Genomic DNA, 24416 nt, shown 5'->3' with positions numbered 1-24416 from the left:
ATGAAGACCTTGACGATGCCGCGCCTGCTCGGCGCCACGGCCCTGTGCGGACTCTTGCTTGCGGCCGGCATGCCGGCCCCCGCGCGCGCCGCCGACCCCACGCCGGTCAGCGTGGGCCTGATCGCGCCGATGTCCGGCATCTACGCGCGGCCGGGCCAGGTCATGCGCATGGGCGCGGAGATGGCGGTCGCCGACATCAATGCGCAAGGCGGCATCAAGTCGCTGGGCGGCGCGCCGCTGAAACTGGTGGTGGTCGACTCGGGCGATTCGACGGAAAAATCGAAGAGCGCGGCGCAGCGCATGGTGGCGGACTATCCCGACCTGGTGGCCGGCACGGGTGCCTACCTGAGCTCGTTCACGCTGGCGGTGACGGAGGTGACGGAACGCGCCAAGCTGCCCATGCTGACCCTGTCGTACTCCGACCAGATCACGGGGCGCGGGTTCAAGTACATCTTCCAGACGTCGGCGACGGCGGGGCGTCAGGCCGATATCGCGCTGCCCATCATCCTGGAGCTGGCGGAAAAGGCGTCCGGCAAGCGGCCGAAGACGGTGGCTATCCTGACCGACAACACGGCGGCGTCGCTGTCTTCGGTGAAGGCGATGAAGGACGGCCTGCTCCAGAAGAACAATCTGGAGCTCGTGGTGGACGAGACGTTCACGCCGCCGCTGTCCGACGCGTCATCGCTGATACAGCGGGTGCGGTCGCGCCGGCCCGATCTGGTGTTCTTCCTGCCGACGGTGATTTCGGACGCCAAGCTGATCCTGGAGAAGATGAACGAAACCAATGTGCGGATACCGGTGATCTCCTTCGGCATCGCGATCGCGGAGCCCGACGTGCTGAACACCGTCAGTCCGCAGCTGCTGAACGGCGTGATGTCGGCGGTGGCGAACTGGGGCGCGAAGGGGCAGGAGAAGCTGATCCAGCGCATGAAGACGGAGTACAAGGAGCCTTGGATGACGCAGAACGCAATCTCCACCTACGGCGATATGTGGATCATCAAGGCCGCGCTGGAGAAAGCCGGCAAGGCGGATCGCGAATCGGTGGCGCAGGCGATGCGCAGCCTGAACGAAGGTCCCACGCCTTACTTCCCAGGCGGCGAGTTGAAGTTCGACGATGCGGGACATCGCGTGGGCGCTTCGCTCACCATCATCCAGTGGCAGAACGGCGTGCCGGTGACGGTGTATCCGGAGAACCTGGCGATCGCCCAACCCATATGGCCGGGCAAGAAGTGACCGCACCATCGGACCGCATATCGCCTTCGCCCCGTTCAGGCCGATCACGCTGCCGTACACGGGACCGGTGTGGGTGACCAGCCGCGAGTAGGCATGGTTGCGATCAAACCAGGCGCAGCAGCCGAGTCAATTCCGCGACGTCGGGGGCTCGGTCCATTTCCAGGGCGGCGGCCAGAATGCGCTCGCCCAGGTCGGATTCGAGGTCGGCGGTCAGGCGGCGGAACTTCCTGACCACTTTGTCGTGGCTGGGCAGCTGGTACTCCATCTCGACGCCGCGGGCTTCGAAGCTGCGCCCCGCGACCATCACCTGCACATGGACGTCATGGATGTCGGAGGTGGGCTCGACGAGCTGCACGCGTTTTGCCAACGCCAGCACCTCCGCATCGTCGGTGTGGTCGTAGTATTCGTAGGTGTCGATCGGACGACCCAGCAGGGCCGCCGCCACCGTGAAGCTGGCGCTGATGCGCGCTTTCAGCGCGGTCGCGAAAGGCGCGGCATTCTGGTAGCCGGGATTGGTGTACGTGGCGATCGGCGCATGGATGCGCACGTGTTCGATCGCCGCCGGATCGAAGCCATGCTGGCGGACCAGGCGATGCGCCAGTTCGACCGGGGTCTGCACGAAGATGCAGACCGGGCGCTCCTTGTAGAGCGTGTCCTCGATCAGGAATTTCTCGCCCAGGCCTTCCACGGTGCGCGGCGCGCTGTCGACGCCATTGGAGAAGGCATGGAAGAACCCGGACGTGCCCTCGAAGATCGTCGGCGAGGCGGTGGCGCCCGCACGGGCCAGCAGCGCCGCCGATGTGCCGCTGCGGCTGGCCCAGCCGACGTTCAGCTTGACGTCCATCGTGCCGGAGTGGAAGCCTTCGCCGAAGCCGGAGGCGAACATGGCGCCCAGGCCGAGCGCATGCATAGCGCCCCTGGCGTCCAGCCGCAGTGCGCGCGCGGCCGCCGCGGCGGCGCCGACCGCGCCGGGCACGCCCGTCGCCCGGAAGCGCGGAAGCATCCCCGGCCCGCCCAGGTAGGCGCGCGCCGTGACTTCGTAGCCCGCGACGATGGCGGCCAGCAGGTCGGCGCCGGTCCCGCCATGTTCCTCGATCAATGCCAGCGCGGCCGGGACGACCACGGCGCCGGCGTGGGACTTGGCCAGGAAATCGTCATGCGTGCTGCCATTGATCAGCGTGGCGTTGACGAAGCTGGCGTCGACGGCGGCGGCGCACTGCCGCCTTCCGACGATGCTCGCGCCCCCGCGGCTGTCGGCGACGAAAGCGCCGGCCACGGCTGGCACGGGCAGAGCGCGCGACGAGATCGCGGTGGCCAGGCAGTCCACGAGGCGGCTCTTGGCGTGGTCCACGACCTGAGCGGGCAGGCGGTCGGCGCGGACGCCGGCGACGAACTGTCCCAGTTGCACGGCGCAGGGCGCCGTACCGGTCGGGTTCGCCGAAGGCGCCTGCAGGTCCATCTCCTCGGTGGCGATCGATGTATTCATCTTATTGTTCCGTTTATCGAAATGGCATTTCGATAAAAGATATATCGTCCGCGGAGCTTGCGCAAGGGCCGAGCGCAACCGTCCGGCGCTCCGGGCCAGGGGCGCGGCGGGTCGTTCGCTGTCTGCGTTTGGGAACGATCAGGAAAGGGATTGCGTGGTGACGCAGGCCGAATCGATGCGCCGGCTGGGCTGGTCCGTTCCCTGGGGGCCTGCCGCGGCTTCAGGTCGCGGCGGCGGATTCCTCTTCGGCGGCTTCATCGCCTTGCCGCAGGATCTCGATGGCAACCTTGGCCGCATTGCGCACGTGCAGGCTGCCGGCGCGGCGGGCAGCCTTGCCATCGCGTGCCGCCACGGCGTCGATCACATCCGCCAGTTCGGCCAGGCTTTTCTTCGACCGCCCGGGCGCCTGCATCGAGGTCGAACGCAGCAGCATGACGCGGGAGTTCAGCAGCCGCAGTGTGGTGGTCAACGCCTCGTTGCCCGCGCCATCCAGCAGCTGCTGGTAGAAGAAGTTCTTGGCCGTCAGCTTTTCCAGCGCGGTGCCGTGCGTCATCGCGCGCTTCAGCGCCTGGAAGGCCTCTTGCAGCGCCTTGCGTTGTGCGTCGCTGGCATGTTCGGCGAACAGCTGGCACGCCAGGCCTTCCAGTTCTTCGCGCACTTGATAGATACCTTCGGCCTGTTCCGGCGTAAGCCTGTCCACCACCGGCCCGCGATGCGGGATCACGTGGATCAGGCCTTCGGATTCCAGCTGCCGCAGCGCCTCCCGCACCAGGGTGCGGCTTACCCCGGTCATCTCGCAGAGCTCGCGCTCCGGCAGTCGTTCGCCAGGCGCGAAGCGCCCCACCAGGATGGCGTTGCGTATGCTTTCGGTAACGCTGTGCCGCAGTACGGATGCGGCACGCGGCACTTTGAAATCGCCTTCGGGCGCGGCAACGGCAGCTTTCATGCGGTAGTTTGGCAAATGGGTGGCCGCGTGGCGGCAATGGGGCGCATTTTAACCCGGGGCGCACCGCTCCCGCGTTCCAGAGTGGCGGATCGCCGCGTCGCAACGCCCCATGTTGCGCGGATGCCTAACGCATGACGAAGGGATTGGGCACGTCCCCGCCCGTGCTTATCCATACGCTTTTTTCCTGCAGGTATTCGCGGATCGCCGACAGCCCGCTTTCGCGGCCTATGCCCGAACGTTTATAGCCGCCGAACGGCGAAAGAAAGCTGGTCGCCCGGTAGGTGTTGACCCATACCGTGCCGGCTTCCAGCCGGCGCGACAGGTTCAGGGCTCGCCCCATGTCGCGCGTCCATAGTCCGGCCGCCAATCCGTAGCGGGTGTCGTTGGCGATGCGCACGGCCTCGTCGTCGTTGTCGAACGGAATGACGCACAACACCGGCCCGAACACCTCTTCCTGCGCGATGCGCATGTCGGGACGCACGTCGCAGAAGATGGTGGGCTCGACGAACCAGCCGCGGCCGCATTCGGGGCGGCTGCCCGGCGTGCCGCCCAGCACGCAGCGCGCGCCGCCGGCGCGGGCGATGTCGATGTAGTCCAGGATTTTCTTCAGCTGCGCCTGCGTGGTGACGGGGCCGATCTGGGTTTCCGGCAGCGCGGGATCGCCCATGCGCGCCGTGCGCGCGAAGGCGACGAGCTTGTCGACGAAGCTGTCGTGGATGTCCCGGTGCACGAGCGCGCGCGATCCGGCGATGCAGGTCTGCCCCGTGGCCGCGAAGATGCCGGACACCGCGCCCTTGACGGCGTTGTCCAGGTCGGCGTCGGCGCAGATGATGTTGGCGGATTTGCCGCCCAGCTCCAGCGTGACGGGCTTGATGCCGCGCGCGGCCATTTCGTAGACGTGCTGGCCGGTCTGGTCGCCGCCGGTGAAGGCCACCTTGGCGACGTCGGGATGCGTCACCAGCGCTTCGCCGATGTCGCTGCCCAGGCCGCTGACGATATTGACCACGCCCGGCGGGAAGCCGGCTTCCTCGAACAGGCGGCCGAAGGCCAGCGCCGATGCGGTCGAGTGTTCCGAAGGCTTCCAGACCACGGTGTTGCCGGCCGCCAGCGCGGGCGCCAGCTTCCATGTGGCCAGCAGCAGCGGCGAATTCCATGGCGTGATGGCGGCGACCACGCCCAGCGGCTCGTCCCAGGTGAAGTTGAAGCAGTCGGGCTTGTCGATGGGAATGACGCGGCCTTCCACCTTGTCGGCCAGGCCGCCGAAGTAGTAGTACCACTGCGGCATATAGCGCATCTGCGCGCGCATTTCGGAGATCAGTTTGCCGTTGTCGCGGGTTTCCAGCTCGGCCAGTTCATCGGCGTCGCGCGCCACCAGGTCGCCCAGGCGGCGCAGCAGGGCGCCGCGCGCGGTGGGCGTCAGGTTGCGCCAGGCCGGGCCGACGTAGGCGCGCCTTGCCGCCTGCACGGCACGGTCGACGTCCTCCACGCCCGCGCGCGGCACCCGCGCCCAGGCTGCACCGGTATACGGATTGAAGGTCTCCAGCCATTCGCCGTTCTGGGCGTTCACCCAGCGGCCGTCGCAAAGCATTTGCAGATCCTGCATGTCGGCTCCTTGGTTATTGGACGGCCAGCCGGTTGTCGCGCACGACACCGCCCCATTTGTCGGCCTCGGCCTGGATATAGCCGGCGGCTTCCGCGGGTGTGCTGAGGATGGCGCCGATACCGTTGCGGTCCATGAACTCGACCAGGGCGGGCTGACGCATTGCGCGCTTGCTGGCGTCGTACAGCTTCTGGATGCGGTCGGGCGGGGTGCCGGCCGGCGCGGCCAGCACGAACCAGTTGGCGGCGTCGAAGCCCGGCAGCGTTTCGGCCACGGTGGGCGCGTTGCCGGCGGCCGCGAGCCGTTGCTGGCCGGTGGTCGCGATCAGTTTCAGGCGGCCCGACTGCACGAAGGGCAGCGACGACGCGGGATTGTCGAACATGACGTCGACCTGGCCGCTGATCAGGTCGGGAAAGGCGGGCCCGGCTCCCTTGTACGGGACGCTGGTCCATTTGACGCCGGCCACGCTGCCCATCAACTCGCCGGCCAGGAAGTGGATGCCGCTGTTGCCTGGCGCGGCGAAGTTCACCGATCCCGACCTGGCGCGCGCCATGGCGATCATGTCCTGCACGGTGGATGCCTTGAAATGCGTGGACGCCACCAGCACCAGCGGATTGGACGCCAATATGGTCACCGGCGCGTAGTCCTTGCGGATGTCGTAGGGCAGGTCCTGGTAGAACGCCGGGGTGATGGCGTAGGCGGCCGAGCTCATCACGATCGTGTAGCCGTCGGGCGCTGCCCGCGCGACTTCGGCCATGCCGATCTGGCCATTGGTGCTGGGCTTGTTCTCGACGATGACGCTCTGGCCCAGTATCTGGCTCAATTCCTTGGCCAGCGGCCGCGCCAGCGCATCGACACCGCCGCCAGCGCCGAAGGGCACGATCATGCGCAAGGGACGGTCGGGGTATTCGGCCTGGGCCGGCGTGGCGGACAACAGGCCGGACAACAGCGCGGCGGCAAGCATGGCTCCGGATTTCTTCATGGCGATCGCGGGCCGGCGGGCGCATGCCTTGCGCCCACGGCGCTGCGCTGCCATGGGCGGTGGCGGGGCCCTGGGGCCTCCTCCTCCTGCGGGTTGCGTGACGGTGGCCGCGTCGTGCCGGGACTGCCGGCGCCGGCCGCCGCGTTGTCTCTACGTTCTGTCTTTAAGTTCTTATGATTGTATGACTGTATCATCGTCGTGAGGATCGACTGGCTAGTGATAACCCTAGCCGGCGGCGGCCCCCGGCCGCTTCTCCATTTACTATATGATTGCACGATTGTATTATCGCAATTACCGCGTAGGGTCCTCCGGCACCCCGCGCGGCATGCGGCAGCCGCGGGCGCGGGCCGCGCCGACAAAAGGAATCACGATGGCAAACGACGAGCTCTTCCAGAAAGGCTTCCAGAATCGCAAGGCTGTGCTGGGCGCCGCCCATGTGGAGAAATCCTGGAACGCGGCCGACGATTTCAATCGTCCGATGCAGAAGCTGGTGACGGAATACTGTTGGGGCGAGATCTGGGGTGACGACACCTTGCCGTTCAAGACCCGCAGCCTGGTCAACCTGGCAATGCTCACGGCGATGAGCCAGCATCACGAGCTTGCCTCGCACGTGAAGGGCGCGCTGCGCAATGGCTGCACGCGCGAGGAAATACGGGCCGTGCTGCTGCAGGCGGCGATCTATTGCGGCGTGCCGCTGGCGCTGGCGGCCTTCCGCGTGGCCAGCGAGGCCATCGCCGCCTACGAAGCCGAAGCGGCCCGCGGCTGAGCGGCGCGGCTTCGGCGTTTACCGCCGCTTCGGCGCGTATCGCAGCTTCGGCAGCTCATGTTCGCCATCGAGCTGCTCGATCATCCGGCTATCCCACAGGAGACAGCAATGAAGGTATTTCACGGCAGGGCGAACGGCATCCCATCCGAACAGCGCGGCCCCACGTTCACGGGCGTGGTGTGGGCGGATCCGGTCATGCCCACCATGGACAACGTCGGCATCAACAACGTGTTCTTCTCGCCGGGCGCGCGCACGCATTGGCATACGCACGAGTACGGGCAGGTGCTGCACGTCACGGCCGGATGCGGCTGGATCTGCCTGGACGGGCAGGAGCCGCAGATGATCCGCCAGGGCGACGTGGTGTGGATCGGGCCCAACGAACGACACTGGCACGGCGCGGCAACCGATACCTACATGATCCATATGGCGACGTCGCTGGGCAAGGCCGATTGGCAGGACGCCGTCACCGACGGGCAATATCCCACGCAGCGCGCCGCCGCCTGACACGGCGCGGCTGCCGGCATTTTCCATCAGGGCGGACCGCGCGATGGAACTACGACAGCTGGAAACGTTCATCGGCATCGCCGACGCGGGCGCCTATTCGCGGGCGGCCATGCGCCTGTCCATCAGCCAGCCCATACTGAGCCGGCGCGTCAAGGCGCTGGAAGAAGAGCTGGGCGTGGCGCTGTTCCATCGCACGGGCCGGGGCGTGCTGCTGACAGAGGCCGGCGTGCTGCTCGCGCAATATGCGCGCGGCATCGTCGAAAGCACGCGCACCGCCGTCACCGCCGTGAAGGCGTCCGGCGCGGTGCCGCAGGGCCCGGTGGTGATCGGCATGCCGGCGTCGATCTCGGCGGTGTTGTCCGTCCCGCTGATCCAGGCGTTTCGCCGTGCCGTTCCCGGCATATCGCTGAAGTTCATGGAAGGCTATAGCGGCCACGTGCTGGAGTGGCTGGGCAATGGCCTGACCGACATCGCCATCCTCTACGATGCGCCACGGCTGAATATTCCTTCGCTGCGGGCGGAATCCCTGTTGACCGACGAGTTGTTCCTGCTGGGACCGCGCGACGACCCGGCAGGCGTGGGCACGGGGCCGGTGCAGGCGACGCGGCTGAGCTGCCTGCCCATGATCCTGCCCGGCCGGCCGCACGGCGTGCGCGTGCTGGTCGACGAAGCGCTGGCGGCGCTGGGACTGGAGCCGAACGTCGAGATGGAAGTCGACGCCATGCATGCCATGCTGCAGCTGGTGGAAAACGGGCTGGGTTATGCGGTGCTGTCGTACTCCTGCGTGGCGCATCAGATCGCGCAGGGCCGCATGCGCATCTGGCGCATCGCGCAGCCTGGCATCACGCGATCCCTGCTGATCGCCGCGTCCACGCAACGGCCATCGACCAAGGCGGTGCGGATACTCCGCACGATATTGCGGCGGCAGATCCAGGACATGATTGCCCGCGGGAGCTGGGCGCCGGATCCCGCGGTGTTTTCCTGAAGTCGCCGCCGGCGCGGCGGTCGCGCCTCAGCCCGGCAGCAGGCCGCTGGATCGGCACCCCTCCACGATGGCGTCATACAGCGAAATATCGCCTCTTCCGCGCGCGGCGAGCTGGGCGCCGGAGATGGCCGCGAAAATTGCATATGCGCGCTGTTGGGCTTGCGCGGGCTGCACGACACCCGCCGCGATCAGCACCTTGCTTAGCCATGCAACGTTCACGTCGGTGAAGCGCAGGACTTCGGTCCGGATCTGCGGCGGCAGGTCGTCGACCTCGGACGCCATGAAGCTGCACAGGCACATGCGATTGTCCTGTTCCAGCGCGCGGCGGAAGGTTACCGGATACCAGCGCAGGCAGGCCAGCGGGTCGGCGTTGCTTTCGAGCATGGCGTCCAGGTCCGCCGCGGCGTCTTCCCAGTAGCGCCGCGCCAGCGCCACGCCCAGGTCGGTCTTGCTGGGGAAGTGGTGATAGATGCTGGCCGCCTTGATGCCGACCTCAGTGGCCAGGTCCCGGAAGTTGAGTCCGTTGTAGCCATGCGCCTGGGCCGCCTTCCTGGCGGCCGCCAGGATAGCCTCGCGTGAATTGCTGCTCATTCTGAATACCTCCCGGCGCCATTGTAATCGATTAGCCTACCAAGTGTTAGATAGGGCTTGACGCTCCTCGCATGCCGCGCTTAGTATTTCCCTACCAAGCGCTTGGTAGGTTTGTTTTTCAACGAATTTCCCTACCTGATTTGAACCATGAAAACTGAAATCACACGATGCGACGCGACCGCGCTTGCCGGCCTGATTCGCAGTGGCGAACTATCGGCGGTGCAAGTGATGCAGGCGCATCTGGAGCGCATCGCCGCGGTGAATCCCAAGATCAATGCGATCGTGACGCTCAACGAGCATGCGCTCGCCCAGGCGGCCGATGCGGACGAGGCCGTGGCCCGGGGCGACACGCTGGGGCCCTTGCATGGCGTCCCCTTCACCGTGAAAGACTCCCTGGATACGGCGGGGATACCGACGCAGCATGGATCGCTGCTGTTCGCCGGCAATGTGCCAGCGAACGATGCGAGCACCGTGGCCCGCATGAAGGCGGCGGGCGGCATCATCCTGGCCAAGACCAATCTACCCGAGTTCTCCACGTGGACCGAGTCCGACAACCGCCTGACCGGACGCACCAATAATCCCTGGAACCTGGAGCGCACGCCCGGCGGTTCGTCCGGAGGCGAGTCCGCCGCGATTGCCGCGGGCATGTCGCCCCTGGGCATCGGCAGCGACGTCGCCATCTCGGTGCGTGGGCCCGCCGCCTTCACCGGCATCGCCGCGCTGAAGGCAACGCATGGACGCATCCCGTATACGGGGCACTATCCCAGGGTCACTTCCCAATGGTGGCATGTCGGCCCCATGGCGCGCACCGTACGCGACGTGGCCTTCGCCTATTCGATACTGCGCGGCCCGGATGGCGTGGACGGCTATGCGGTCCATGCGCGAAACGCGCAAGCGGACAACCCGCGCCGCGCGGGTCAGACGATACGCGTCGGTTGGGTGTCCGACGCGGCCTTCGGTCCCGTCGAGCCGGAAATCACCGCGGCGGTGTCACGGGCCGCGGCGCAGTTGAAGGAGCTGGGCTGCCAGGTGGAAGAGGTCGCGCTGCCCTTCCTGGACGATCCGCTGTCGCCCCTGATGCTGCTGGTCTACGGCGAGCTGGTGCCCGAAATCAGGAAGCTGGCAAAAGGGCGGGAGGACCAGCTGCACGCGGTGGGCAAGGGCATCTATGAATCGTCCGACCCCACGTTCGTCGACTTCAATGCCGCATTGAGGAAAGCCGAGGCCTTGCGCAGCGCCTTCGCCGGCTGGTTCAACCAGTACGACGTGCTGTTGTGTCCCGTCACGCCCATGACCGCCACGCCGCACGGCGCGCAGGAACTGACCGTGAATGGCAAGTCGGTGTCCTGGCTGCACGTCATGAGCGCGACGTCGGCCTTCAACCTGACCGGATTGCCGGCGCTTTCGGTGCCCTATGCGATGAGCTCGGAAAAGCTGCCGATCAACGTCCAACTGGTGTCGCGCTGGCTGAACGAGGATCTCATCCTCCAGCTGGGCAGCATGTTGGAAAGGCGCGGCGGCATGGGCACATTGAGCCCCGAACTGTGAACCCGGGCGCCGTGCCGATCCAGGCGCGGCGCCAGTCATCCGAGGAAGTACCCGTTATGCCCAAATCATTTAGCACGCAACGCCGGCAGCTGTTGGCCGCTGCCACGGCGGTCGGTGGCCTATCCTGGCTGGACCCGATGGACACGGCCCGCGCCGCGCCCGCGCCGGCGTCGACGCCGGAACTTGCGACGACAAATCGCGCGGCTTCTCCATCGCCCGAGCCGTTCGCACCGCTGCGCAACGTGAACGCCGGACCACTGAATGTGGGTTATGCCGAGGCAGGGCCCGCCACTGGGCCCGTGGTCATCCTGTTGCACGGGTGGCCGCACGATATCCATAGCTACGCCGACGTCGCACCCCTGCTCGCGGCCGCGGGCTATCGCGTCATCGTGCCCTACCTGCGGGGGTACGGTACGACCCGCTTCCTCTCGGCGGACACGCCGCGCAATGGCCAGCAATCGGTGTTCGCGGCAGACCTCATCGTGCTGATGGACAGCTTGAAGATCGACAAGGCCGTGCTTGCCGGCTTCGATTGGGGCGGTCGCGCCGCCAATATCGTCGCCGCCCTCTGGCCCGAGCGATGCCGCGCGCTGGTGTGCGCCAGCGGCTACCTGATCGGCAGCCAGGAGGCCAATCGGAACCCGGCGCCGCCCGCCGCCGAACTCGCGGCCTGGTTCCAGTACTACTTCGCCACCGAACGGGGCGCCGAGGGTTACGCGCGCAACCGGGACGAGTTCAACAAGTTGGTCTGGCGTAACGCATCGCCGCGGTACGGCTTCGACGATGCGACGTATCGCAGGACCGCGACAGCATTCGATAACCCGGATCACGTGGCGGTCGTGATCCACAACTATCGCTGGCGGCTGGCATTGGCGGCGGGCGAAGCCAGGTATGACGATCTAGAAACGCGGCTGGCCCGGCTGCCGACGATATCCGTACCCACCATCACGCTGGAGGGAGACGCCAACGGCGCGCCGCATCAGGCGCCATCGGCCTATGCCAAGAAGTTCACGGGCAAGTACCAGCACCGCGATGTACAGGGCGGCATCGGTCACAACCTGCCGCAGGAGGCACCCAAGGCCTTCGCCGACGCGGTGCTCCAGGTTCTTCAGCTGTAACCCGCGCAGGCGGCGCGGCGGGGAGTGGTGGCGAATACCCTGCTCGGCCGGGGACTATTCCATGGCCGGCGCCAGGGCGGCGGCTTGCTTTCCTTTGGCGGGTGCGGTTTCGGCGGCCCGGACCAGGACGAAGGCCAGCATGCAGCTGATGGCGGCGACCCCCGCGGCGATCAGGCTGGTGTCGGCAAACCCACCGGCGAACGCGGCTGCCGCCGCCGCATGGATCGCGTCCTGCGCCTGCATGCCCAGCGCGCCGATGACGCCGTTGATATCGCCGGACGCCACGCGCCTGGCCGCGGCGGCCACCAGACCGGTATCCAGCCCGTGGAGGTCGGCCGAGGCCATGAAACGGCGGCTCACGCCCGCCGCCAGGACCGCGCCCAGCGCCGCCACCCCGACCAGCAGGCCGACGAAGCGGGTGGTCGCCGTGATGCCGGACGCCATGCCGGCGCGTTGCGCCGGAACCGCCCCCTGCATGACTTTCACGCTTTCGCTATTGAGCATGCCGGCGCCGATGCCGGCGATGAACATGCCGATCGCGAAGACCGGATACGACGCCCGCGATCCTGCCAGCAGATGCATCAGCGCATTGCCGGCCGCCGTGATCGCGAGCGCCAGCGTAAGCAGGGTGCGTCCTGAATAGCGAGACGCCAGCCGCGCGCCGAAACGCGGTGTCAGGAACATCGGCAGCGCGAACGGCAGCATGGCCAGGCCGGCCGCGGCCGGCGCGTAACCGTAGGCGTTTTGCAGAAGCAGGGGTAGGAAGAAGATGAGCACCTGCGCGCCGCCTGCATAGCCCAGCATGGCGAAGGCGGACCCGAGAAAGGTCGGGCGGCGGAACAGCGAGAAATCGATCATCGGGCGCTGTTGCCGCGCTTCGACGAAATAGAAGGCCACGAGCAGGACCGCCGCGCCTCCCAGCAGCGCCAGGATCTCATGGCTGGACCAACCAACGCCATTGCCATCGATCAGCGCCCAGATCAGGCAGAACAGGCCACCGCTGAAGGTCACGATACCCGCGTAGTCCAGGCGCTTGGCTTCGTGGTCGGAGGATTCGTGGACTGCCAGGCAGGCGGCGGCGAACAGCACCAAACAGATGGGCAGGTTCATCAGGAAAGCCCATCTCCAGCCCAGGAAGGTGGTGATGGCGCCGCCGATGATCGGACCGCAGGTAATGGCGATTCCCTGGCAAGCGCCCCAGAAGGCGTAGGCCCGCGCGCGTTCGGCCCCGGAGAAGGTGTGATTGATGACGGCCATCGAGGCGGTCAGGAGCAGGCTTGCCCCGACCCCCTGCAGCGCGCGCGCCAGGTTCAGCATGAGCGCGGAGCTGGCCATTCCGCAGATGCCGGAAGCCACCGTGAATAGGGTGATCCCGATCAGCATGGCGAGCTTGCGGCCGTGCCGGTCGGCATAGGCGCCGGCCGCCAGCAGGAGCGCGGCGAAAGGCAGTATGTAGGCACTGACGACCCATTCGATCTCGGTGAAATTCGCGCCGAGCGACCTGGCGATCGAAGGCAGCGCGACCGCGACGATGTTTGAGTCCAGCATGATCAGGGAAGAGATCAGGCTGAGCGTGACCAGGATCAGGAATTTCCTTTGCGTGCTCTGTCGCGCAGGCGCGTCGTCGTCTCGTATCGCTGCTTCACTCATCATGTTCCTTCAGGTATGGGGTCTGGACCATGGGCTGCATGGTCCCGCTGTCGTTGATGTCGATGTCTTGGGTGTTGGCGATGGCCAGGAGCCGCGAACGCAGCGAACGGGCTTGCGCCGGTCCGAAACTCCGCTCGAACGCGTCTTGCGCCTGCTGCCAGTGGATGGCGGACTCAGCCAGTTTCCGGCGTCCCGCCGGCGTCAGCCCGACCCGTTTTTTCCTGCGATCGATCGCGCAGGGGCGGATGTCGACGTAGCCGTCCCGTTCGAGTGGTCGCAGGTTGCGTCCGATGGTGGTGCGATCCAGCACCAGGGCATCGGCCAGCTCCCATAGGGTGGGGGCGTCATCGGCCCAGCGGGCGAGTTCGGCGAGGATCGCGTGTTGGCCGGCGCCGATGCCGACGGGCGCCAAGGCTTCGTCGTACAGCCGGGATATGCGGCGCGCGGCCTTGCGCAACGCGCCGCAATTACAGGGCGACGGTGGGCGTTTGCGGGGTAATGGGTCCATGATGCCTTATACGTGCATATGCAACCATATTAGTTGCATATGCACGTATAAGGCAAGCACCTGCTTGGCGGGGCCGTTGTTTTTGATCTGGGGGGAGTGAAACGGGACCGGGCGCGAGCGCGCCCGGGTGCCACGGACCTGCCTATTTCGCCGGCGCGGCGTGTCGTATCGAAACGCCGGCGATGGTTTCCACCGCCTTGGCGACGTGTGTGTAATCGGCATTCTCGCCGCACATGGCTTGCGCCAGGACCAGCATTTCACGCACCGCCGATCCGACCACCATGGGTACCCCGATGGCCTCGGCTTCGTCCACGCACAGGCGCACGTCCTTGTAGGCCAGCTTGGCGGCGAAGCCGATGTCGAAGGTGCCCGTCAGCACCGCGCGTGGAAACTTGTCCTGGCTGGCGGTGTTGCGGCCCGAGCCGGAATTGATCACGTCCAGCATGGTCTTGGCATCCAGGCCGGCCTTCACGCCCATGGCCATGGCTTCGGACGTGATGGCGACGGCGGCCGCCGACATCAGGTTATTGGCCAGCTTCATGCTCTGGCCCATGCCGGCTTTCTCACCCATGTAGAACGTCGGGCCGAAGTGCTTCAGCACCGGCACCAGCGCGTCGTATTCGTCGCGCGGGCAGGCCGCCATGATCGCCAACGTGCCGTTGCGCGCGCCGCCCACGCCGCCGCTGACGGGCGCGTCCACGTACAGGATGCCGCGTTTGGCGAGCGCGGCGCTGATCTCCCTGGCCGCCCGCGGGCCTATGGTCGACAGATCCACCACGCGCTTGACCCGGCTGCCGGCGATCAGGCCATCGGGATCCGTGGCGACCCGTTGCACGATCTCCGGCGTGGGCAGGCTCAGGAAGATCGTCTCGGCCTTGTCGGCGACCTCACGACCGCCGGTGCAGGCGGCCGCTCCCTTGCCGGCCAGGCCTTGCACGGCCGCGGCGACGGTGTCGTACACCGCCAGGCCGTAGCCCGCATCGAGCAGGCGTCCGGCCATGGGGCCGCCCATATTGCCAAGGCCGATGAATCCGTAAGTCTCCGATTGCATGTTGTCTCCTTCAGGGAAGATGGATCACGATGAGTGCCCGGCTTTCGTCCGCCGCTCACTGCTGCGGCGTCAGCCCGATCTGTTTCGCCAGCGACGCCACTTCCTTGACGTCCTTGGCGAGCATGGCGGACATTGGCGCGGGACCCCGCTGCGCCGCGTCGGGAATGATGGCGGCGAGTTGGTCGATGCGGCTCTTGTACTGCGGGCTGTCGAGCACCTTGGACAGCGCCGCGGCGATCCTGTCGACGACCGGCTTGGGCGTGTTGCGCGGCGCGACCACGCCGTTCCATATGGCCAGGTCGAAGGCGGGCAGGCCGCCTTCCGCGAAGGTGGGGACATCGGGCAGCTGTGGGAGCCGCTGCGGCGACGATACGGCGATGGCGCGGATGCGCTTGTCCTTGTGCAAGGGCAGCATCGTCACCGTCTGGTCGATGACGGCGTCGATGGTGCCCGCCATCAGGTCGGCGATGGCGGGCCCCGAGCCGCGATACTGGATCAGCTCGCCCTGCGTCTTGGAGATGTGCAGGAACAAGCCTTCACCCAGGTGCGCGGTGGTGCCCGGACCGCCCGAGCCGAAGTTGAGCTTGGGCCCGCCCGACCGCATGCGCTTGAGCATCTCGGGCAGGCTGGTCAGGCCGCTGCGGTTGCTCACCGAAAGCACCATGGGCACGGTGGCCACCATGCCGATGGGGCTCAGGTCGCGGACGGGGTCGACGTGGGCGGTGGGATAGAGCAGGGGAATGATGGCCAGCGACATATTGCTGAACATCAGGGTGTAGCCGTCGGGCTCCGACTTCATCAGGCGTTGGTAGCCGATCAGGCCGCCCGCACCGGTGGTGTTCTCCACCACGACGGATTGGCCCAGTTCGGTGGTCAGTCCGCTGGCAATCTGGCGCGCCAGCGTGTCCAGCGTGCCGCCGGGCGCCACGGCGACCAGCATGACGATGGGCCGGGAAGGAAAGCCGTCGGCGGCGGCCGCGGGCGCGGCCAGCATCAGGGCGGCGACACAGCCGATAAGGAATCGCAACATGTCTGTCTCCTGGATGTTATCGGTAGGCGCGATGCCTACGCTTTTGCGCGCTCGGGGCCGCGGGTCGGCCCGTACGCGTGTCACGCAATACTAGTCACGCGAGTCAGCCCGGCACGTCACGCAATCGACATAGCAGACTGCACGTTTTCGACATGGCAGTCGGACACGGCTTCCATGCCGGGCGGCCAGCAGCGACGCGCGCGGCGCCGTTTGGGCAGGTCGCGCGTTTATCGCAGCATGAGCCCGCGGACCAGCAGCGACACATCGTCCAGATGATCCAGATCGCGGATCATCGACCAGGTCTGCGCCACCCGGCCGGCATCCAGGCCGGCGCGTGGCGCGAGCTGGCGATACTTGTCTTCCACGTCTGCCCACTCGATGCCGCGCGAACCGGCGCCGCGCGCGGCGCGGCAGGTCGCCTGGTGCACGCTGCCGTCGTCCATATGGATGGCGACGCTGCCGCCGTGGCGATGCGGGAAACGATCGGGCAGGGGCGGCGGCTCGCTGGCATAGCGCACCTTGTCCTGCAGCGCCGCGATGCGCGGATCGGCCATTTTTTCCGGGCTCAGGTTGTCCCAACCGAATCCGCGATCGACCACGGACGCGGCCACGAAGTAGGCGACGCTGTGGGCGGCTTCCACCAGGTTGCGTGGGTGCGCCGCGCCGCCGAAGGTCGTGTGCTGCACCGCGGCGGATACGACGATGCTCCGTACCCGGGATGGATCGACGTCATGTTCGCGCGCCGCGGTGGCCGCGGCTTCCGCGACGGCGTGGAAGGGATGGGCGCCGGGCATCAGCTTGATCGCCATGTCCGTCACGATGTCCCAGGATGCGCCCAGGTCGCGCACGATGTCGTCGGCCGCCTGTCCGCCCATGGCCTGCAGGAAGCCGCGCGGCGCTTCGAGGATGCGCGGGTCGCCCTGGAAACCGGCGCCCGCCGCCAATGCGGCCTGGATGCCCGCCATGGCGGCCATGCCGGCATGGTACTCGCGAGAACAACTGGTGTCGGCCGCCAACGCCATGCCGCCGATCGACGTCGCGGATAGCGCGATGGCATGCGTCATCGCCTGCTCGTCCAGGCCCAGCAGTCGTCCGGCGGACACGGCGGCGCCGAACACCGTCGACACCGATCCGTGGAAGCCGCGCTGCATGCGGCCCGGCGTCATCGATTCGTCCATGCGTCCGGCGACCTCGTAGCCCAGCACCATGGCGGCCAGCACGTCGCGGCCGGGGCGATTCAGCCATTCGGCCAGCGCCAATGCCGCCGTGCTGATGATGGTGCCGATATGGGCGATGCTGCGCAGGTCGCTGTCGTCCGACGCGGCGGCGTCGCTGGCCACGGCGTTGACGCGCGCGGCCCGCGCCACGGGCAGCCGCGCGCCGTCGAACCAGAGCGTGGCCTGCGGCGCGCCGGCGTCGCCGGTTTCCAGCCGGCGGATGATTTCCGCCGAGGGGATGCGATAGCCCATGGACGCGCTGGCGATGGTGCTGGCCAGGCTCATCTTGGCGTGCTCCAGCGCCAGCGGCGCGATGTCGGCGAGCTGCGTGCGGACCGTGAACGCGGCCAGCGTCTGCGCGATCGTCGCGCCCGGGGCGGCTTCGGTATCCGGCACCGTCATTGCGCGCCTCCCTTCATCGTCTTCAGCACCGGCAGCCATTTGTCCAGGTCGCGGCGGATCAGCGCCGTGAAATCCCCCGGTGGCGCCAGTGGCGTCTTGGCGACGTCATAGCCTTGTTCGGTCAGCTTGGCGCGCATCGCGGGCTGGCTCATCACCGCGTTCAGCTCCTTGTGCAGGCGCGCCACGCGGTCGGCCGGGACGCCGGCCGGCGCGATGATGCCGAACCACAGCGTGACTTCGAAATCCTTCATGCCGCTCTCGTTCAGCGACGGCACGTCCGGCATCAGCGGCGACCGTTCCAGGCTGGTCACGGCCAGCGGCTTGAGCTTGCCGCCGCGTATCAGGCCCAGCGCGGCCGGTATGTTGTACAGGCCCATGTCGACTTCCCGGCTCATGATCGCTACCATGCCCTGCGGCGCGCCGGTGTAGGCCACATGCATGAGCGGCTTGCCCAGGTACTGGCCCAGCACCACGCCGGCGATGTGGTGGCTGGTACCGACGCCACTGGAAGAAAAGCTGAACTTGTTGGCGGGCTGGGCCTTGATGGCCTGGGCCAGCGCGCCGACCGACGTGTAGGGGGACTCGGGCGCGACTACCAGCACATTGGCCACGTCCGCCAGCACCGCGATGGGCGTGAAGTCCTTCAGCGAGTCGTAGCCGGGCTTGTCGTACAGCGCCTGGTTGGTGATCAGCGTGCCTTGCGCGGCCAGCCCGATGGTGTAGCCGTCGGGAGCCGCGCGGGCGATATCCATCGTGCCTATCGTGCCGCCCGCGCCCGCCTTGTTTTCCACGACGACGGCCTGGCCCAGCTGCGTCGCCAGCTGGGTGGCGACCGCGCGCGACAAGGTATCCGCCGCGCTGCCGGCGGCGAAGGGCACGATCATTTTCAAGGGACGCGCGGGGTAGTCGTCGCGCGCGTGCGCCGCCGAGACGCACAGCGCCAAGGCAGCCGCGGCCGCTGTTGCAGCGCGGCGAAGGATGATGGCTTTCATGATGTCTCCTCCTGGATGTTCCCGATACACCGATGGTCGCTGTATGTTGAGAATTCTTGTTGTCGGCTTGACCGGTCTTTGATCGGGACTATAGGAGGCAGGCCGGCGTGCGTCATCCGAATTTCTTTCGCAAACATTGAGAACCATTCACGCATCATGCATAAGTTGCGCAATATCCTGGGACCGCTGCGCGTGCTGGACGCGGTCAATCGCACGGGCGGTGTCGCGCGCGCGGCGCAGAGCCTGCACGTCACGCCCGGCGCCGTCAGCCACCAGATCCGCGCGCTGGAGGCCGCGCTGGATACGCGGCTGTGCCGCAAGGAAGGACGCGAAGCCGTCCTGACGCCCAGCGGCATGCAGCTGGCCACCCGCGTGGCGGAACTGTTCGATCGCGTGGAAGAAGCCGTGCACGAGGCCACGTCGCTGGGCAGGACGCGGCGTGTGCGGCTGAAGGTCATTCCCAGTTTCGCCATCAAGTGGTTGATGCCGCGGCTGGCCACCTTCTATGCGTCCCATGCCGACATCGACCTGGAGGTCGCCACGGTCACGCGCGCCGACGATGTCAGCCTGGGCGACGCGGATTTCGTGGTGCGGCGCGGCCATGGGCAGTGGCCGGGCATGCACGCCGAAGCGCTGTTCGACGACGTGCTGACGCTGGCCTGCGCGCCGTCGATGGCCGCCGCCATCCATCATCCGCGCGACGTGCTGGAACATAAGCTCCTGCATTCGATGATCGCGCCGACCAGCTGGGACGCGTGGCTGGCGCAGCAGGGATTGCCGGCGGCGGACGCCCGCCTGGTGCCGCTGGCGAATGCGGCGCTATGCCTGCAGGCGGCCGTGCAGGGTGCGGGCATCGCGCTGACGCAGCAGGCCTATATGCGCGAGGAGCTGGCGCTGGGCATGCTGGCGCGCCCGCTGGACGTGGCCATGCGCAGCGGGGAGTCCTATTACCTGGTCAGTGCGCCGGGCACGCTGGACATCAAGCCTTGCGCGGAATTCGCGGCGTGGGTGCGGTCGGTGGCGTAAGGCTGGCGCGCGGAGCCGGGCGGTCGCCGTCAAACCACCTCGCTGTCCTGCTGCAAGAGCTTATCGCGCTGCGAGCGCAACCCGGCGAAGATCGATTCCGCGACACGCGCGGGAAAATGCCGTGGCAGTCTTGCGGCGATGTGCTCGATGGCGGGCTCGGTCGCATCGATGAGTTCCCGCATGATGCCGTCCACCGACGCGGCATCCAGCCCGATTTCGTGCGCGTGCGTGTACCAGTGCCGGCGGCGGATCTCGGCGAGGCGGTAATGCAATCCGCTGGCCCCTTTCACGCCCATCGCCAGTTTGGCGCGCTGCGGCGCGAGCTGCGCGCGCCTGGTGCCGATGATGGGGTGCGCCGAAAGGATGTCGTACAGCGGCGTCGCGTGGTATCTGCCGCCGGCCAGCAGGGCAATGCTGAAATTCTTGGCATGGCCATCGGTGGCGGCCAGCATCCAGAAAAAGATCTGTGCCTTGTAGAAGTCGAGGACGTCCTGTTCGCGCTGCGACGAGTTCAGTACGTTCTTGATGATGGCGGTGATCCCTGGTCCGCCGTCCGCCTGGTATTTGCGCAGCGGCGATATGCCCAGCGCCTGGCACATGTCTTCCTGTGGCAGACGGACGATGGCACCCGCATCCGTGAAGCGGCGGTCGAAACGCTCGATGACCAGCGCTTTCTGGTCTTCGAAGTGCGCGATTTCGCAACGGGCGACTGCCAGGCCGTACGCGGCGGCCAGCTGCGCGCATAGCCATTCGTTCTCGACGGATTCGTGCATGTCGGCCTGCATGGCGCCCACCAGGCCCAGGGGCAGTTTCAGGATATGCGTGGTCGGTGTGCTGCCGCGCGGACGGAACCATAGGCCCTGCTGGCGCAGCAGGGCGGTTTTCTCCTGTGCGCCGGCGATCGAGAGCCGCAGGTCGCTGGTACGGTCGTCGTGACCCAGCGGCGCGCCGCTGACGGCCGATCTCAGGATCAGCGCGATATCGGCTTCGGTCAGTGGTTCGGCATCGATGCGGTCCAGGCCGGCCGGGACTTCATGCGGTGGCAGCAATTGGATGGCGCCGACGCAGTCGCGGCCCAGCACCGCCAACAGGTCGAAGGGAGCGGCGCTGTCGGCGCGGTGGTGCTGCGCCAGCCGGCGCCGGATGACGTCGCTGTCCGGCAGCAGGTTATCGAAGAAGTCATCAACGATCGCGCCCTTGTAGGGCGTGTTGCCCAGGCGGAAGGGCAGCGACAGGGAGAGCGGGCGGCCGCCCGGATCGTTGATCCAGGCCTCGCTGTACGTCAGCGAAGAGCCGCCCGGTTCGTTGCGCCACGCGCCGACTGCCGAACCGTTCATCCAGATGTTCAGCTGAAGTGGCTTCCGCGCCATGTCACCACTCCAACCTGGACGCGTTGGCGTCCTGCTGGTCCATGGGGCGCAGGTGGACTTCCACGCGCAGCATTTGCAGGACGGTGAACAGGCGTTCGACGCTGGCCTTGGCGGGCGCGGCCTCCAGTTTGGCGTAGCTTTGCTGGCTGATGCCCAGCCGTGCCGCGAGTTGTGCCTGGGTCAGGCCCTTGGCCTTGCGGAAGCCTTGCAGCACGGGCCGTAGTTGCTGCAGGGTGCGGACGGGGAAGTCCATATGCGCTCCGATAGACGGACCGGATACAGTCTATCGGTTGTATTGATGAAATACAACTCGGAAGTAGTATTTCGTCTTTACGCTCCACAGGTTGTATTTGGAAAAAACAGCCTGTACGTAGTAAAACCGGCCCTGCCCGGCTATTCCCGATTGCCACGCCCCAGGAAATGGCTGGGCCGGCGCAGCGCCGGATCGAAAGGATTGATCTGCGCGCCGATGGCGCGCGCTTCCTTGTGCAGCATTTCGACGATCAGTGGCAGGCGCTCGCCGCTGAGGCGTTCCTGCGGCGCGGCGACGCTCAGGGCCGCGACCGTATCGCCATTGCGATCCTCGATGGGCACCGACAGGCCGGCGATGCCGGGGTAAAGGCCCGGCCCGTCGCTATACGCATACCGCGATTCCAGGCATTGCTTGATGCGCACCCGCATGGAGATCTCGTCGATGAAGCCCAGGTGATGCAGCCGCGGAATGTTGAAGCGGATGACTTCCTCGCGCTCGGCGGGCGGCAGGCTGGCCAGCAGGATCAGCGCGCCCTGGCCCAGCCCCAGCGGCACGCGGCCGCCGATGTCGCCGGTATGCGAGCGCACCGGGAACGGACCGTCGATGCGGTCCAGGCAGATCGCATCGAAACCCTGGCGCACCAGGATGAAGATGGTGTCGCTGAGCATGCCGCATAGCCGCAGCATGGAAGGCCGGTAGATCTCCCGCAGGTTCGATCGATAGCGTCCCGCCGCCGATCCCAGCGCGTAGAAGGCCACGCTCAACTGGTAGGCCTTGCCGCCCGCGGGCTGTTCCACCGCGTCCTCCTGGATCAGGCCCTGCAACACCCGGTGCGCGGTGGCGGGCGCCAGGCCGGTGCGCTTGGCGATTTCGGTGAGCCGCAGCGCTTCGCCCTTGGCGTCCGCCAGCGCGCGCAATACGGCGAAGGCGCGTTGCAGCACGCCCTGGGCAGCCGAATCCACCGGCATGCCGCTGGCGGCCATGCCGCCGGTTCCATTTTCCAGATCGTCGGAAAGAGTCATCAGGGATTCCGTCGGTTCGCATAAGATGGGGCCACATCGACATGCTAATTCTATACAGCGGAAAAATACACAGAAATAATCGGCTGTACGGAAAAACCCCATTGACCGGCCTCGCCCACGAAACCTAGACTGCCTCGGCATCGAGCAGCGTCGGCCTCTGCGGGGCCGATATCCATCACACGAAACGGCGGGGCCTGGCATGTCATTTCTGCGCCTGGAAGAACTTTCCAAGGACTACGGCGATCTGCGCGTCGTACAGGATCTCGACCTGGCCGTGGAGCAAGGCGAGTTCGTGTCCCTGCTGGGGCCTTCGGGCTGTGGCAAGACGACCACCCTGCAGATGATCGCGGGCTTCGCCGAAGTCACGCGCGGCCGGGTGGTGCTGGACGGCCGCGATATCACCCATGCGGCGCCCAACACGCGCGGCCTGGGCATCGTGTTCCAGACCTATGCGCTGTTCCCGCACCTGACGGTGGCGGACAACGTTGAGTTCGGGCTGTCCATGCGCAAGGTGGCGCGCGCGGAGCGCCGCGAACGCACCCGCGAGGCGCTGGCGCTGGTCAAGCTGGACCAGCATGGCGACCGCTATCCGCGCGAGCTGTCCGGCGGCCAGCGGCAACGCGTGGCCCTGGCGCGCGCCCTGGTGATCCGCCCGCCGGTGCTGCTGCTGGACGAGCCGCTGTCGAACCTGGACGCCAAGCTGCGCGAGGATATGCAGTTCGAGCTACGAGCCATCCAGCGCAAGACCGGTACCACTACCTTGATGGTCACCCACGACCAGGCCGAGGCCTTGTCGATCAGCGATCGCGTGGTCGTCATGCAGGAGGGACGCGCGACGCAGATCGACCGTCCGTACCGGATGTACGAGCATCCGGGCAGCGAGTTCATTTCCCGCTTCGTCGGCAAGACGAATTTCCTGCCGGGCACGGTGACGCGGGCGGGCACGCGCGCGGAAGTGCGCAGCGGGGAGTTGTGCCTGGACGTCGATGGGCAGGGCCTGCGCCAGGGCGACGCCGTGCGCGTCTGCCTGCGGCCCGAAAAGCTGCTGCCGGTGGCCGCCGGCCAGGGCAGGCTGACCGGCACCGTCACCACCCGCTATTTCCTGGGCAGCCAGTGGATGTACGAGCTGGACACGCCGCTGGGCGCGCTGACCGTGCTCACCCCCAACGACGGCCGCGCGCCCCATGAAGACGGCGACCGCGTCGGCGTGGACTGGCAGCCCGACGTCGTCCGGGTGCTGCCGGACGCCGCGCAGCGACAGGAGGATTTACGATGACCGCGCCAGGCCGCAGGCTCGATGGCCTGCCCGCGATGCTCGGCTCGTTGCCTATCGGCATCGTCTTCCTGGCGCTGGTCGTCACTCCCCTGGGCCTGACCTTCGTCCTGACCTTCCGCCCCTTCGACTACAACACCGGCATACAGGCCGGCCTGACGCTGCACCACTACGCCACGGTGCTCAGCGATCCCTACTTCCTGGGCATCTTCTGGCGCACCTTGTGGATCTCGGTGCTGACTACCGTGATCTGCGTCGCCATCGGCGTGCCGGAAGCCTACATCCTGAGCCGCATGCGGGCGCCCTGGCGTTCGATCTTCCTGCTGGCGGTGCTGTCGCCGCTGCTGATCTCCCTGGTAGTGCGCGCCTTCGGCTGGAGCATGCTGCTGGGCCCCGCCGGCCTGCTGGGCCAGGCGGCCCGCGCGCTGGGACTGGGGCCGCTGCTGTACTCGCCCACGGCCATCGTCATCGGCCTGGTGCACATCATGCTGCCCTTCATGATCATCCCCGTCTGGACGTCGCTGCAGAAGCTGGACCCTTCGGTCGAGCATGCCGCCTATTCCCTGAACGCCTCCCGGCTGCAGACCATGCTGCGCGTCGTGCTGCCGCAATGCATGCCGGGCGTGCTGTCCGGCAGCCTCATCGTGTTCGGCCTGAGCGCCAGCTCCTTCGCCATCCCCGCGCTGCTGGGCGGCCGCCGGCTGAAGATGGTGGCCACCGTCGTCTACGACGAGTTCCTGACCGAACTGAACTGGCCGCTGGGCGCCACCCTGGCGATCCTGCTGCTGGTCGCCAACATCATCATCATGATGGCCTACAACCGCGTCATCGAGCGGTCCTATCGCCGCAGCCTGGGATAACAC

At 67.0% G+C, this 24416-nt stretch carries 22 protein-coding genes and 1 pseudogene; 9 read left to right on the top strand and 14 right to left on the bottom strand.

Translation table 11 applies throughout. The features are described 5' to 3' along the window. On the top strand, positions 1 to 1233 hold the full coding sequence (locus CAL12_RS27270) for an ABC transporter substrate-binding protein (protein WP_086067473.1): 1233 nt from the start codon (positions 1 to 3) through the stop codon (positions 1231 to 1233). Between the two features lie 103 nt (positions 1234 to 1336). Here the strand turns inward: CAL12_RS27270 and CAL12_RS27265 are convergent, their stop codons facing one another. From CAL12_RS27265 to CAL12_RS27250, 4 genes are all read right to left on the bottom strand, one after another. Further along, the gene (locus CAL12_RS27265) at positions 1337 to 2719 is read right to left on the bottom strand and encodes an MmgE/PrpD family protein (protein WP_086067472.1); all 1383 of its coding nucleotides are present in this window, start codon (positions 2717 to 2719) and stop codon (positions 1337 to 1339) included. A gap of 220 nt (positions 2720 to 2939) precedes the next feature. Beyond that, complete coding sequence (locus tag CAL12_RS27260) at positions 2940 to 3665, bottom strand: GntR family transcriptional regulator (RefSeq protein WP_086067471.1); 726 nt, start codon at positions 3663 to 3665, stop codon at positions 2940 to 2942. 124 nt (positions 3666 to 3789) lie between these two features. After that, positions 3790 to 5268 carry an aldehyde dehydrogenase gene (locus tag CAL12_RS27255; protein ID WP_086067470.1) on the bottom strand — a complete coding sequence of 493 codons (1479 nt, stop codon included), beginning with the start codon at positions 5266 to 5268 and terminating at the stop codon, positions 3790 to 3792. 13 nt (positions 5269 to 5281) lie between these two features. Beyond that, positions 5282 to 6247 carry a tripartite tricarboxylate transporter substrate binding protein gene (locus tag CAL12_RS27250; RefSeq protein ID WP_086068149.1) on the bottom strand — a complete coding sequence of 322 codons (966 nt, stop codon included), beginning with the start codon at positions 6245 to 6247 and terminating at the stop codon, positions 5282 to 5284. 370 nt (positions 6248 to 6617) lie between these two features. Between CAL12_RS27250 and CAL12_RS27245 the strand changes: the two genes are divergently transcribed. From CAL12_RS27245 to CAL12_RS27235, 3 genes are all read left to right on the top strand, one after another. Further along, entirely contained in the window at positions 6618 to 7013 is a 396-nt protein-coding gene (locus tag CAL12_RS27245; RefSeq protein WP_086067469.1) for a carboxymuconolactone decarboxylase family protein, read from the top strand. A gap of 108 nt (positions 7014 to 7121) precedes the next feature. Next, a complete protein-coding gene (locus CAL12_RS27240) occupies positions 7122 to 7517 on the top strand; it encodes a cupin domain-containing protein (RefSeq protein WP_086067468.1) in 396 nt (131 codons plus the stop codon). A 43-nt stretch (positions 7518 to 7560) separates the two neighbouring features. Beyond that, the gene (locus CAL12_RS27235; RefSeq protein ID WP_086067467.1) at positions 7561 to 8502 is read left to right on the top strand and encodes a LysR family transcriptional regulator; all 942 of its coding nucleotides are present in this window, start codon (positions 7561 to 7563) and stop codon (positions 8500 to 8502) included. A 27-nt stretch (positions 8503 to 8529) separates the two neighbouring features. On the opposite strand, the gene CAL12_RS27230 is transcribed toward CAL12_RS27235, so the two are convergent. Continuing rightward, positions 8530 to 9093, bottom strand: coding sequence for a TetR/AcrR family transcriptional regulator (locus CAL12_RS27230; protein WP_086067466.1), 564 nt, complete (start codon positions 9091 to 9093; stop codon positions 8530 to 8532). Between the two features lie 147 nt (positions 9094 to 9240). Here CAL12_RS27230 and CAL12_RS27225 point away from each other — a divergent pair, with 147 nt between their 5' ends. Both CAL12_RS27225 and CAL12_RS27220 read left to right on the top strand, forming a co-directional pair. Further along, entirely contained in the window at positions 9241 to 10641 is a 1401-nt protein-coding gene (locus CAL12_RS27225) for an amidase (protein ID WP_086067465.1), read from the top strand. Between the two features lie 56 nt (positions 10642 to 10697). After that, the gene (locus CAL12_RS27220; RefSeq protein ID WP_086068148.1) at positions 10698 to 11759 is read left to right on the top strand and encodes an alpha/beta fold hydrolase; all 1062 of its coding nucleotides are present in this window, start codon (positions 10698 to 10700) and stop codon (positions 11757 to 11759) included. Between the two features lie 54 nt (positions 11760 to 11813). Here the strand turns inward: CAL12_RS27220 and CAL12_RS27215 are convergent, their stop codons facing one another. The 6 genes from CAL12_RS27215 to CAL12_RS27190 all read right to left on the bottom strand — a co-directional run bounded on the left by CAL12_RS27215 (position 11814) and on the right by CAL12_RS27190 (position 18609). After that, complete coding sequence (locus CAL12_RS27215) at positions 11814 to 13412, bottom strand: MFS transporter (protein WP_232464645.1); 1599 nt, start codon at positions 13410 to 13412, stop codon at positions 11814 to 11816. Further along, positions 13402 to 13917: a MarR family winged helix-turn-helix transcriptional regulator gene (locus CAL12_RS27210; protein ID WP_086067463.1), complete on the bottom strand. Its 516-nt coding sequence runs from the start codon at positions 13915 to 13917 to the stop codon at positions 13402 to 13404. The genes CAL12_RS27215 and CAL12_RS27210 overlap by 11 nt, the downstream gene beginning before the upstream one ends. Positions 13918 to 14059: 142 nt before the next feature. Then, positions 14060 to 14968 carry an NAD(P)-dependent oxidoreductase gene (locus CAL12_RS27205; RefSeq protein WP_086067462.1) on the bottom strand — a complete coding sequence of 303 codons (909 nt, stop codon included), beginning with the start codon at positions 14966 to 14968 and terminating at the stop codon, positions 14060 to 14062. Between the two features lie 55 nt (positions 14969 to 15023). Further along, positions 15024 to 15998, bottom strand: coding sequence for a Bug family tripartite tricarboxylate transporter substrate binding protein (locus CAL12_RS27200; RefSeq protein ID WP_086067461.1), 975 nt, complete (start codon positions 15996 to 15998; stop codon positions 15024 to 15026). 227 nt (positions 15999 to 16225) lie between these two features. Next, complete coding sequence (locus CAL12_RS27195) at positions 16226 to 17617, bottom strand: MmgE/PrpD family protein (protein WP_157793143.1); 1392 nt, start codon at positions 17615 to 17617, stop codon at positions 16226 to 16228. Beyond that, entirely contained in the window at positions 17614 to 18609 is a 996-nt protein-coding gene (locus CAL12_RS27190) for a Bug family tripartite tricarboxylate transporter substrate binding protein (protein WP_157793142.1), read from the bottom strand. Before CAL12_RS27190 ends, CAL12_RS27195 begins: the two co-directional genes overlap by 4 nt. A 156-nt stretch (positions 18610 to 18765) precedes the next feature. Here CAL12_RS27190 and CAL12_RS27180 point away from each other — a divergent pair, with 156 nt between their 5' ends. Continuing rightward, positions 18766 to 19635, top strand: a complete 870-nt coding sequence (locus tag CAL12_RS27180; protein ID WP_198298336.1) for a LysR substrate-binding domain-containing protein — start codon at positions 18766 to 18768, stop codon at positions 19633 to 19635. 29 nt (positions 19636 to 19664) lie between these two features. On the opposite strand, the gene CAL12_RS27175 is transcribed toward CAL12_RS27180, so the two are convergent. The 3 genes and pseudogenes from CAL12_RS27175 to CAL12_RS27165 all read right to left on the bottom strand — a co-directional run bounded on the left by CAL12_RS27175 (position 19665) and on the right by CAL12_RS27165 (position 22241). Next, the gene (locus CAL12_RS27175) at positions 19665 to 21005 is read right to left on the bottom strand and encodes a type II toxin-antitoxin system HipA family toxin (protein ID WP_086067458.1); all 1341 of its coding nucleotides are present in this window, start codon (positions 21003 to 21005) and stop codon (positions 19665 to 19667) included. 37 nt (positions 21006 to 21042) lie between these two features. Then, positions 21043 to 21258, bottom strand: a pseudogene (locus tag CAL12_RS27170) (helix-turn-helix domain-containing protein); the annotation flags it as partial. Between the two features lie 140 nt (positions 21259 to 21398). Further along, positions 21399 to 22241 (bottom strand): IclR family transcriptional regulator, encoded by an 843-nt coding sequence (locus tag CAL12_RS27165; RefSeq protein WP_086068146.1) that lies wholly within the window; start codon positions 22239 to 22241, stop codon positions 21399 to 21401. Positions 22242 to 22479: 238 nt separating this feature from the next. On the opposite strand from CAL12_RS27165, the gene CAL12_RS27160 reads away from it, so the two are divergent. Both CAL12_RS27160 and CAL12_RS27155 read left to right on the top strand, forming a co-directional pair. Continuing rightward, entirely contained in the window at positions 22480 to 23556 is a 1077-nt protein-coding gene (locus CAL12_RS27160; protein WP_086067456.1) for an ABC transporter ATP-binding protein, read from the top strand. Then, entirely contained in the window at positions 23553 to 24413 is an 861-nt protein-coding gene (locus CAL12_RS27155; RefSeq protein WP_086067455.1) for an ABC transporter permease, read from the top strand. Before CAL12_RS27160 ends, CAL12_RS27155 begins: the two co-directional genes overlap by 4 nt. Positions 24414 to 24416 lie beyond the last annotated feature (3 nt).

Source organism: Bordetella genomosp. 8 (genome assembly GCF_002119685.1).
GTDB lineage: Bacteria > Pseudomonadota > Gammaproteobacteria > Burkholderiales > Burkholderiaceae_B > Bordetella_C.
Note: the sequence above shows the minus strand (reverse complement) of the source record. Positions and strands in the feature narration are given on the sequence as shown.